Here is an 11,773-nt window from a genome sequence, read left to right as displayed (position 1 = left end):
TGCTTCTGCTACTGCATGGAAAATGATGTTTTATATACATCTAACAGAAATAAACTAAAGAGTATATGGCTATTACCATTTACTCTTATTGCTGTTATTTTAGGATGGGCTATTGCTAATATAGGAATAACCATCGGAATGATGGTTATTGTTTTGCCGTTTGTAATTGCCTTCGTCATTGTTCTTTTCTACAAGCCCCGGTTTGGCATTTACTTCTTTTTAGTCTATTGTTTTTTAATGCCTACATTAGGCAAACACATAGTCGGTATTCAGTTTGGTCTGGGAATGGATGCCATTCTTGTGCTGATTGTCTTAAGCCTTTTATTTAATACCACAAACAGATATAGAATCAGGCATCTCAATAACGATTTGTTTTGGATTGCTTTTGTATGGTTTGTAATTACGGTTCTGCAAATCGGAAACCCGGAAAGACCCAGCTTTGAAGGATGGTTTTATGAAATGAGGTCAACCACCTTATATTGGATACTGACAGTATCAACTGGCTATTTATTGCTCAATAAAAAGAAAGATGTGAATATCTTTCTGAATATAATCATTATTTTGTCGCTGCTGGGTGCCCTCTATGGTGTAAAGCAAAATATACTTGGGCCCGATGCCGCAGAAATGAGATGGCTGGAGGCAGGAGCAAAAGTTACACACATTTTGTTTGGTAAGCTACGGATATTCTCTTATTATCCGGAGGCCGCCCAGTTTGGGGCATCACAGGCACAATTATCTATTATGTGTTTTATTCTGGCAGTGGGGCCATATAATAAGGCAAAGAAACTCTGGTATTTGATAGCCGCCGTTATTATTTTTTATGGAATGCTGCTTTCAGGAACGCGCGGAGCCATGGCAGCACTGGTTGGTGGCGGTTTTACTTTTCTGGTTTTAAGCAAGCAAATAAAGATGCTGATTTTAGGGTCAGTAATTGGTCTTGGTTTTTTAGGCATGTTAAAGTACACCACCATTGGCAACGGCAATGCCCAGATTGTTAGATTCAGAACATCACTGGACCCTGAAGACGCATCATTGCAGGCAAGGTTACGGAATCAGAAAAAATTACGCGAATTTATAAAAAACAAGCCTTTTGGTGCCGGTGTGGGTACAATGGGTAACTGGGGTACTAAATACAACGCAGATAAGTTTATATCAACCATACCGCCAGACAGCATGTATGTAAAAATATGGGGCATGTATGGCATAGTAGGGTTTATTATCTGGTTTGGAAGCATGATGTACATAACCGGTAAATGCTCTGGCATAATCTGGAAAACCCGAGACCCTGTTCTCAAAAATCAGCTTACATCTATATGTGCCGGGGCAACGGGTATTCTGCTGTGTAGTTATGGAAACGAAGTAATGAATGCCATGCCGTCGTCGGCAGTTATCTATTTCAGTTGGGTTATAATATGGCTAAGCCCAAGATGGGACACACCATTGCCAGCCGGTAACAGTAAATAAAAAACAACCTAAAACTATTTGCGATGCACTACTTAGGTCTTATTCTGCAATTTGTTATTCTGATTTACCTTACTATACAGGTTGTGTATCTGTTGTTTTTTTCGGTTGCCGGTAAAGTGGGTAAAAAAAAGGCCTTTGCCAAAGCCGCAAAAAACAGAAAGATACGCATTTTTATACCAGGGTATAAAGAAGACGCGGTTATTATTGCTACCGCAAAAGACGCCATCAGGCAGGATTATCCCGCTGAATTGTTTGAAGTAGTTATTATTGCTGATTCTTTCACCGAAAAAACGCTTAATGTTTTAAGGGCTCTTCCTATAAAAATAGTTGAAGTGAGCTTCGAGAAAAGCACCAAAGGTAAAGCGCTGCAAAAAGCCATTGATGCCACCATTACTGACCCGGTTGATATTGTGGTTATTCTTGATGCCGACAACCACATGGCTCCCGGTTTTTTGAATGCCGTAAACAACGCATTTGAGGCTGGCTATGAGGCCGTGCAAGGCCATCGCACAGCCAAGAATTTTCAGACCCCCTTTGCATTGCTGGACGCCTGCACAGAAGAAATTAATAACCATATTTTCAGAAGAGGACATGTGGCTGTTGGTTTGCCCTCTGCCCTGATAGGCAGTGGTATGGCATTTAACTGGTCATTATTTGTAAACCTGCTGGCTGATATTGGTGATACCTCTGGCGAAGATAAAGAACTGGAGTTCAGGTTGATGAAGCTGCACAAGAAAATTGCTTTTCTGGACGGTCATTATGTGTATGACGAAAAAGTAGCAAAAACAGAAGTGTTCAGCAAACAGAGAAGCCGCTGGCTGGCCATGCAAATAGAATTTCTTGAGAAGTATTTTGTTGAAGGCTGGGTAATGCTGTTTAAAGGCAATGTTTCTTTTTTCAATAAAGTGTTTCAGACCTACCTGCTGCCCAGAGTAATGCTGGTGGCAGTTCTGGTTTTGTGGGTAGCATTTACCTTTTTCTTCGTTCCGTCTTTGTTATATTACAGCCTGGGTTTATTTGTTGCCCTTGCTATTGCCTTGTTGATGGGGATTCCGGCAAAATGGTATAACCGAAAACTGTTGGCTGCCTTTTTGCAGATACCGGTTGCTATTTTTTCTATTCTTATAGCAGCTTTAAACATAGGTAAAGCACGCAAAAAGTTTATACACACACCACACGGAGAAACAGACCATTAAAAAGATGCCTTGGGAAATTATTGCCATACCCGCCATTATATGTTTAATCTGGGGTTTTAAACAGGGGCTTAAAGCTAAAGAAAAAAAACATGTTAAAAGAGATTGACGCATACATTGTTATTGCCCAGCAGGAATGGGAACTGAACCTGGGCAGTAATGCCCGAAATCTGGCTGTTGAATTCAGCAAGAACAAACCGGTTATGTATGTTAATCCTGCTATTGATATAAAATCTGTTTATAAACAGGCCAACACTGAGGCCGGTAAAAGGCGCTTGAAATTGTCCTTAGGCTTTGGTGAAAATACCTTTAAGGCAGCAGACAACCTTTGGGTACATACCCCGGCTACTGTATCTTATTCTATAAACTGGCTGCGGAATATTTCGCTATACAATTTTCTGAACAGAAGAAACGGAAAAGGCTTTTTTAACAGCCTAAAAAAAGCCCTTAAACAATTGGGCTGGAATGCAGAAAGATGCGTGGTTTTAAACGACAGCCAGATGTTTACAGGTTTGTATACCAAAGCATATCTACGGCCTTTGCTTAGCTTTTATTATATAAGAGACAACCTGGTAGAGCACCCTTATTTTAAGTTTCACGGAACAAGAATAGAGCCAGATACCATAAAAGATGCCGATGCTGTTTTTGCAAATTCGGCCTATCTGGCGCAGTACGCACGGCAGTTTCATCAGTTAAGCCTCGATATTGGCCAGGGTTGTGAAACCGATATGTATGACCCCGACCAAAGCTATCAGGAGCCAGCCGACCTGAAAGATATACCAAAGCCAAGAATTGGTTATACCGGGTTTCTTACCGGCAAAAGGCTCGACATAAAGCTATTGGAAGAGCTGGCCACCACAAGAAAAGAATGGCAATTTGTTTTGATTGGGCCTGAAGAAGCCATGTTTCAGGCCAGCCAGTTGCACGGCATGAGCAATGTGCATTTTCTGGGTTCTAAAAAACCTGCTCAATTGCCAGCCTATATCCGGTTTATGGATGTTTGCATGAATCCTCAACTCGTTAATGAACTGACCATAGGTAACTACCCGCGCAAAATTGATGAGTATCTGGCTATGGGTAAGCCAACCGTGGCTACCGATACCATTGCCATGCAGATGTTTTTGCCACATGTTGAATTGGCCGTGGGCACACAGGCATACATAAAGGCTATTGAAAAGGCGCTTCAACCTCAAACAGAAGCAGAAAAAAAAGCAGCTATTGCCTGTGGTAAAAGCCATACCTGGGAGGCCTGCGTTGAGAAAATATTTGAGGTTCAGAACCAATTACTGGCTGGCAAATAGTACCTGCCCTCTTAAAATACATTTTACCAAGCACTAATTAACCTATGATTAATACCCTTAAAAAAGGAATAGCTAAACTGCAAAACAGACATTTCTTATCCTTGTTTGCCAACGGGAGCATGGCTGTTTTATCAATGGTTACTATCGGTATTCTGTTTCGATACTTACCTGCCACCGAAATCGGTTACTGGTTTTTCTTTCAGACTGTTTTTGTTTTGCTCGATACCTTCAGAACCGGTTTTCTTCAGGTGGGCTTAATCAAGTTTTTTTCAGGTACAGAAAAAGAACGGGGTGATGCCGTTCTGGGCTCGGTATGGTTTTTGGGTCTGGCAATTACAGCCATTATGATTGTGACCAACATACTGTTTTATATTGGTGCGCATTTGTTAAACTTTACCGGTAATGAGGGTATAATGAATACCATCCGCTGGTTTGGAATCACCTTTTTATGCACGCTTCCTTCTGCCATCTCGTCTTGGATACTGCAAGCCAGCCAAAGATTTGATAAACTCCTGATACTACGTATACTCAATCAGGGCTTTTTTATTGTGATGATTCTGCTCACTATCATCTTTGGTAAACTGCACAGTGATTTACTGTTTATGATAAACGCCGGAAGCGCCTTTGTGGTAAGCAGCTATTGTATTATTAAAGGCTGGACACACATACGGACGTTCCCGAAGCGAACCAGGGAAATTATACTTGATTTGTTCAATTTCGGGAAGTACAGCGTAGGTACATCCATCAGTACCAACTTGCTGCGTAGTTCAGATACTTTCATCATTATGTTTCTGTTGGGTACGGCGGGGCCTGCTGCCATTGCCATGTATGCTATTCCGATGCGCCTGATGGAAATCATTGAAATTCCGCTGCGTAGTTTTCTGGCTACCGGTATGCCATCTATGTCGGCTGCTTTTAACAGAGGCAATAAAAAAGAAGTAACCGAAATTATGCAGAAGTATGCGGGTACCATCTCAATCGGTTTAATACCGGTATCTATCCTGATAATTTTATTGGCAGATTTTGCAGTAGAGTTATTAGGCGGTAGTAAGTATGTGGGCACAGATGCAACTTCGGCCTATCGGATTCTGATGAGTTTTGCTATGGTACTACCCATTGACCGATTCTTAGGTATCACGCTTGACATCATACATAAACCTAAAATAAATTTTTATAAAGTACTTATCATGCTTGCCACCAATGTGGTGTTCGATTTTATCGCGCTTACGGTTTTTAAAACCATCAATGGTGTGGCATTAGCTACTTTCTTCACGCTTATATCCGGTACATTCTTTGGTTATTATTGGTTAAGAAAATATCTCGACTTTACCTTGCTGAGTTTCTATACGGTTGGGTTTTCGCAGATAAGCGCTTTCGCTAAACAGTATTTAAGCAAGCATAAAAAGGTCTGAAGTACGTTTTGTAATTTTCTGAAAATACACTTTAGTTGCATTGTTTATTAGCATGGACTATTGGCTCTTTATAAAAGCAGTAGATGGTTATATACCTCATAACTGCCTGTGGATTATTTTGATTACTTGCGTTTTTTTATCGTAGGCAAAGTAAATTGCCTCAATAATTACTCTTTTCGTATCTGGAATTGTTTACGCTTACTATTTAAAAAAGATGAATCGAATTAAGTTTCTGGATGGTTTCAGGGGGCTGGCAATCCTGATGGTTATACTGTATCATGCCTACACAAGATGGCCCGCCATGGTGCCTTATGGCGGCCAGTTTGCCGACTTCCCGCTTTTTGAAAAAGGCTGGTTAGGAGTACAGCTGTTTTTCCTGATTTCAGGCTTTGTAATTTTAATGACGCTCGAAAAATGCTATTCATTTAAAGAATTTATTATTAAAAGATGGCTAAGGTTATTTCCGGCAATGCTTATAGCCACTGTATTAATATATGCCACCGCCAGATTTTTACCTGAAAGACCCGGCGGCATACCTCCATTGAAAGACGTGATACCGGGTTTGCTTTTTATGGAACCAGCCTGGATTAACAAAATATTCCACAATAATCAGGGGTATCTGGAGGGTGTATTCTGGTCGTTGTATGTTGAGGTAAAGTATTATTTCATATTTGGCCTGCTTTATTTTTTCTGGGGTAGAATAAAAGCAATTGTTTCTATTTTCTTGATTTTCATAGGTGGAATGATTATCAAAATTCTGGTTGAAGAAATGGGATTCAAGGCGCTGGTTCCGGTTAATGTATTAACACATCAGATTAGTTTTATTTATTTTGGCTGGTTTGCCTGTGGTTCTCTTATGTATATTTACTATAAAGAGCATCAAAAGTCATTTTTAGGCTATGCTCTGGCAACTGGTGTTATTTCATCGGTATCGTCACTCTTTCTTACTTTTGGAAGAACCCCTGCTGTATTTTTATGGGCAATAATGATTCTGGTTATTTTTATGGCCACCATTTACTCAGATAAATTGAAGGCTTTATTTGATAACAAGGTGTTGGTTTATATGGGTTTTGTTAGTTATCCTCTATACCTCATTCACGAAAGCGCTATGATAGCGATGATAATAAAACTGAATAGGTACTTTCCGTCTATTCCGGGTTTATTGCTGCCTGTTTTACCCATTGCATTTCTGATTGGTGTTTCGCATCTGATAGCCAAATATGGCGAACCCCCGATTCATAATTTTTTAAAGAGAGTAGTTAAACTGCCCGCTCATAAACCTACCGCCAGCTGAGCAGCAGAAAAAATTCTCTGCCTAAAAATATGCCTTTCATAGGCCTAGTATTTTGTATTTGCAGAGAAAACCGTTAAGAATGGTTCAGGATACGTATATTGTTTAAAAATCCGGTTCGCAAAGGACCGGATTTTTCATTGTCGGGTTGCCAGCTTACAGACCAGGACCAGAGGCTTGTACCTACTAAAGAAAGCCAAAGCTATTGACTAAGCCAGCACTTCATTATAGATGCTCACTACTTCCTGAGCAGTTTTTTGCCACGAAAACATGGCAGCTCTTTTAATTCCGTAGTCAATTGATGTCTTACGTATCTCGTTATCAGTAAGAACTTTTATTATTTTTTCTGCAATCTGCTCCGGTTGTGTCGGGTCTACTAATAAGGCTCCGTTTCCGGCTACCTCCGGCATGGCAGAGGTGTTGCTGGTAATAAGCGGCGTACCGCAACTCATAGCCTCCAGAATAGGAATACCGAAACTCTCACGCAGGGAAGGGTACAAAAACAATTGCGCCAGCCGGTATAGATTGGGCAATTCCTTGTTTGGAATATAACCGGTAAGCATAATATGATTCAGGAGGTATTCGCTGTTCTGCAATTTCAGCAAGGCGTATAAATGTTCTTTACCGAAATCAGGCATAACCATCTTGAAATCAAGCTGGCCTCTTTGATGAAGTATATCCAGGGCCTTCATAACATTGGGCAGATTCTTCTTTGGGTCGGTGTTACCCAAAAAAAGAATAAATTTATCAGGCAAGCCCATTTTCTTTTGAAAAGCCAGTAATTCGGCCTCATTTCGTTCTGGTGTAAAATGCTTGCCGCAGGCATTGTAAACCGTGCGTACTTTATCAGGCGAAATGTTAAGACCTTCAATAATCCGTTCACGCTCATAATCGCTTACGGTTATGATTATTTCTGCTTTTGAGGCTATTCTGGGTACGTTCCAGCGCCTGTACAGATTACCAAAACGCTGATAATAGGTTCCTTCTCGAATCATCCATTTTTCAAGATAAATAATATCATGAATTGTAACCACTAATGGAACAGAAGAGCCAATAGGAGCGGTGTTACTGGTACAATGCAGTAAATCTATGTTATCCTTCCTGCCGGCTTTAGGCAGAAGGCTTTGTTCCCAAACAGGATACAAGGCAGGTTTGGTTATATGCAGATGCGTATTGGCGCTATTTGAAAGCGCTTGCATATCTTCGTCGGGCTGGGCATAGACAAAATACTCATGAGGAGTATTTAATTGCTGCAACTCACGGAGTACCTCCAGGATAACAATATCCATTCCGTGTTTCTTTTTTCTGAAAATCCGTTGAGCTTCTATACCTATACGCATTGCGAAGTTTGTTTATATGCTGCTGTACTGATTATTTTTTATCGTGAATATCGGCTGAACCATTGCTGAAGTTCCAGGCTAAACCCTGCCAGAAAGCCTTTAGATGTGCGGTGTCTCCTTTTATCAGGTACCCGAGTAAATTTTTCGGTACGGCAATGATGAAATAATAGAGATACATTAAAACCCGCTGGAACCCGAAGGTATTACGGCGTAAATACAATAAACGATTCCGGCCGTAATAATAAGTTTTAAGCGTTGAACCTTTTCCGGTACTGATAGATTCTTTATGCCATATTTTGCTTTTTGGTTCATACCAGATGGTGTATCCCGCTCGTTTGAAACGTTCGCAATAATCCATTTCTTCATAGTATAGAAAGAAAAGTTCGGCCATTAGGCCTACTTTTTCCATGGCAGCTCTGGAAAACATCATGGCTGCCCCATGTGCCCTCGAGGTTGGTCTGGCTTCATTATACTGGCCTTTGTCTTTTTCAAGATAGCCAATTGAAAACCCTCTGCCGGTGATAGGATTTATGGGCAGAAAACCCGCAAACTGAATGGTATCCGGCTCATCAAAGTAGAGGATTTTCGGGCATACTACCCCAATGGTTGTATCGCTTTGCATACGGGCCACCAATGGTTCAAGAAAATCCGGCGCTACTTCGGTGTCATTATTCAGTAAAAATATGTAATCGCCGGTGGCTAGTTCTATTCCCTGATTGTTACCACCTGCAAAACCCCTGTTTTCTCCTGTTTCCAGGTATTTAATCCACGGGAATCTGATGGATAATTCATGCCCGGGCGTTTTTGTGCTGTTATCTACCACAACCACTTCAATATCAGGATAAGTGATTTTTTCAAGCGATTGCAACAGCTCGGCCGTAACAGCTGTGCCGTTAAAATTAATGGTGATAATTGAAACCTTGGGGAAATCGGCGGGCATAGGTAAATGGGGCTTAAGAAAACAATTATCCGTTAGCCGGAGAGGATTCTTTTTTAATGGTGCTTTCCCACCTTTGCGAGGCAGGATTGTACTGTTTAATAACTCTGGCTGGATTGCCGACTGCCACACTAAAAGGTGGGATGCTTTTGGTAACTACGGCTCCGGCAGCTACCACGCTATGTTTACCAATGGTAACACCGGCGGTTAGCACGGCATTGGCTCCTACCCAGCAATCATCTTCAATAACAATAGGTGAGGTAGTAACCGGTTGCAGAGAAATAGGCGTTTCAATATCAGTGTAAGTATGGTTTAGCCCGCTCATAACAATATTTTGTGCCAGTATTACATTATTACCAATGCTTACTGGGCCTATTACTACATTGCCAATACCTATTCTTGAATTATTGCCTATACTTACCGCGCCAACACCGTTATTGACGGTAGCAAAGTCTTCAATAGTGCTGTAATTGCCGATACTGAAAGGTTGAAACGGCAGAACGTCCATCCGGGTTCTGTGGCAAATAGTTACTCCTTTACCTTTTTTATGGAAAAACGGGTTAACAAACCAAGACACCCATAGTCGGGGTCTTGCCTGATGTTTGGGTATTAAACACCAGTGCACAAATTGCTTCAGGCTCTGGTTTGTTTTAATTATCTGTGTAATTGACATGGCCGTGTAATTACTTTTTGAAAAGATGTTTCTGCACACGGAACACCAGCGCTTTCCAGATACCACCGTCAATCTGGATACGTCTGTCGTTTGTCCAGACTTTGGCATCATAATCTGAAACCACCGCAATTTTACCTCCGGCTTCCATGAGTCTGTAACCCATCATGCCATCTACTGCGGCATAGCCGCCTTTATTACGTGCAATGCCTCTGAAGGTACGTTGCACAGGTATATCGTAGCCGTTTACTTCAATACCTTTTTGGGTTATAAACGCACTGTTGTAACCCAAAACGTTCAGATATGGTGTGTTTTTCTCGTTTTTACGAATCACAAAGCCACTCAGAAACTCATAAATTCCATATTGCCAGCGAGGGGTTTTATCGCTCGGTAAAAAGGCATAGGTTCCATGCACGCAATAAACATTGTCTTTTTCGCCTTGTTTCAAAGCATTTATCATTGCATTAATCCAACCCGGCGGATACAAGGTGTCACTGTCGGCAGACAACAGATATTTTCCTTTGGCCTTATGCAAGCCCTGTATGCGGGCATGCCCAACGCCTTGTTTTTCTTCAAAAAGTACGTTTATACCCAGTCTTTTCAGCAACGCATTGGTGCCGTCGGTAGAGTTATTATCAACTATAATAAGTTCTGTCGGGTATTCAGTATTGGTGTTGGCGAGAGAAATTAAAGTATGCAGAATACCTTCTTCTTCGTTCCAGGCCGGTATTAAAATACTGGCAACCGGATTTTCAACATTGAATCTGGCTAATTTGTTCTTTAGCTCGTCAATTTCACTTTCAGTATATTGATTAATCAGTAAAGGCTTGCTAAGAATCTGCTTTACCCAACCAGGTAAGGAAATTGCATCCATTTCTATAAAGTTTGATGTTAAAAACCAGACAGCTAACCGGTTGGCTGCTGCAATATGTGTTTTAATATAAATAGGTTCGGTTCAAAGAGATTCTTATACGTTTTCTGACTGCAAAAGTGCAGGGAAGGTCATAAAGAATATCTTCATGTCATACTTGAAAGAGAAATTCCGGGCATATTCAATATCCAGTTGAATACGCTCTTCTTCTGTCATTTCTTTTTTGCCTTTACCACGTTTGGTAACCTGCCAAAGCCCGGTAAGGCCGCCGGGGCCGGCAAAGCGTTCTATGTATTCGTCGGTAGTTAGTTTTTCGGCTTCATAAAGCGGCAAAGGCCTGTTCCCTACAAGCGACATATCGCCAAGGAATATATTAAATAACTGTGGGAGCTCATCAATACTGGTGTTGCGCAGAAAACGACCCAGTTTGGTAATGCGCGGGTCATTCTGAAACTTCATAAAGGCGGCTTTCTCTTTTTTCTCAGACAGATACATTTTCTCGCAGATCATTTCTCCGTCCATATATAGCTGCTGCTGGCATGAGCCAATGGCCTGGCAGGTATCGCATAACCCGGCAATCTGTTTTTGCTCGGTTTGTTTGGTGTACATATTCAGCGACCCCATGTTTTTTATCAGCTGGTCGGCATCTGTACGCATGGTTCTGAATTTGTAAATACTGAATATCTTGTAACCGGCCCCTACACGCTTGGAAAGATATATGACAGGCCCTTTGGAGTCAAGCTTTATCAGAATAGCAACGATAATTAACAACGGCGAGAGTAGTAATAACGCAAGGCCTGTGGTGGTAACATCGATAAATCTTTTCCAGAAGGGTATTTTTACATCAAGTATACTGGCTTTGGTTTGCTGCATGGCCTTGTAATGCCGACGCTTGATAAAGTATTCAAGGCGGACTATTAAATCGCCTGAACTAAAATCGATAGGATATATATCATCACCGCCTTTTTCCTGTACTTCTTTAATTAATCCTGCTGTAATATTTTCGCTGGTAACTATCACCGGTAAAGAGCGGGTCCATGCTTGTCCGCGAATCGTTTCAAGGAATTTAAGACCGCCGTTACCTTTATTGATAACAATGGCGTCTGGAGGGTAGGTGTTTTTAAGATAATTAAGACATTCTTCCGGAGTACCCATAATTTTAATATGGATTTTTTTTCCGAATTTCTTCAGGAAATCAACCACTACTTTGTCGTCTCTTTCAATAAAAATAATCTTAATCGGGAGCTTTTCCTCCTCCGGTACAATAGCAGTATTAGGTAAAGGATTATTCATA

General features: G+C 41.1%; 10 protein-coding genes. 5 read left to right on the top strand and 5 right to left on the bottom strand.

Translation table 11 applies throughout. The features are described 5' to 3' along the window. Window positions 1-15 precede the first annotated feature (15 nt). From C0V77_RS05050 to C0V77_RS05030, 5 genes are all read left to right on the top strand, one after another. A complete protein-coding gene (locus tag C0V77_RS05050) occupies window positions 16-1,464 on the top strand; it encodes an O-antigen ligase (protein ID WP_101725245.1) in 1,449 nt (482 codons plus the stop codon). 23 nt (window positions 1,465-1,487) lie between these two features. Further along, window positions 1,488-2,660, top strand: coding sequence for a glycosyltransferase family 2 protein (locus C0V77_RS05045; protein WP_101725244.1), 1,173 nt, complete (start codon window positions 1,488-1,490; stop codon window positions 2,658-2,660). An 89-nt stretch (window positions 2,661-2,749) separates the two neighbouring features. Continuing rightward, entirely contained in the window at window positions 2,750-3,958 is a 1,209-nt protein-coding gene (locus C0V77_RS05040; RefSeq protein ID WP_101725243.1) for a glycosyltransferase, read from the top strand. A gap of 44 nt (window positions 3,959-4,002) precedes the next feature. Further along, window positions 4,003-5,370, top strand: coding sequence for an oligosaccharide flippase family protein (locus C0V77_RS05035; RefSeq protein WP_101725242.1), 1,368 nt, complete (start codon window positions 4,003-4,005; stop codon window positions 5,368-5,370). Between the two features lie 214 nt (window positions 5,371-5,584). Further along, window positions 5,585-6,664: an acyltransferase gene (locus C0V77_RS05030; protein WP_101725241.1), complete on the top strand. Its 1,080-nt coding sequence runs from the start codon at window positions 5,585-5,587 to the stop codon at window positions 6,662-6,664. 206 nt (window positions 6,665-6,870) lie between these two features. On the opposite strand, the gene C0V77_RS05025 is transcribed toward C0V77_RS05030, so the two are convergent. From C0V77_RS05025 to C0V77_RS23455, 5 genes are all read right to left on the bottom strand, one after another. Beyond that, window positions 6,871-8,001 carry a glycosyltransferase family 1 protein gene (locus C0V77_RS05025; RefSeq protein ID WP_101725240.1) on the bottom strand — a complete coding sequence of 377 codons (1,131 nt, stop codon included), beginning with the start codon at window positions 7,999-8,001 and terminating at the stop codon, window positions 6,871-6,873. Between the two features lie 31 nt (window positions 8,002-8,032). After that, window positions 8,033-8,941 (bottom strand): glycosyltransferase family 2 protein, encoded by a 909-nt coding sequence (locus C0V77_RS05020; RefSeq protein ID WP_101725239.1) that lies wholly within the window; start codon window positions 8,939-8,941, stop codon window positions 8,033-8,035. A gap of 25 nt (window positions 8,942-8,966) precedes the next feature. Then, complete coding sequence (locus tag C0V77_RS05015; RefSeq protein WP_101725238.1) at window positions 8,967-9,611, bottom strand: DapH/DapD/GlmU-related protein; 645 nt, start codon at window positions 9,609-9,611, stop codon at window positions 8,967-8,969. A 10-nt stretch (window positions 9,612-9,621) separates the two neighbouring features. Continuing rightward, window positions 9,622-10,482, bottom strand: a complete 861-nt coding sequence (locus tag C0V77_RS05010; RefSeq protein ID WP_101725237.1) for a glycosyltransferase family 2 protein — start codon at window positions 10,480-10,482, stop codon at window positions 9,622-9,624. Between the two features lie 93 nt (window positions 10,483-10,575). Continuing rightward, window positions 10,576-11,772 (bottom strand): sugar transferase, encoded by a 1,197-nt coding sequence (locus C0V77_RS23455; protein WP_255408946.1) that lies wholly within the window; start codon window positions 11,770-11,772, stop codon window positions 10,576-10,578. Between the last annotated feature and the right edge of the window lies 1 nt (window position 11,773).

Source organism: Emticicia sp. TH156 (assembly GCF_002855535.1).
Taxonomy (GTDB): Bacteria; Bacteroidota; Bacteroidia; order Cytophagales; family Spirosomataceae; genus Emticicia; species Emticicia fluvialis.
The sequence above is the reverse complement of the archived record's forward strand: the minus strand, read 5'-3'. Positions and strand labels throughout refer to the sequence as shown.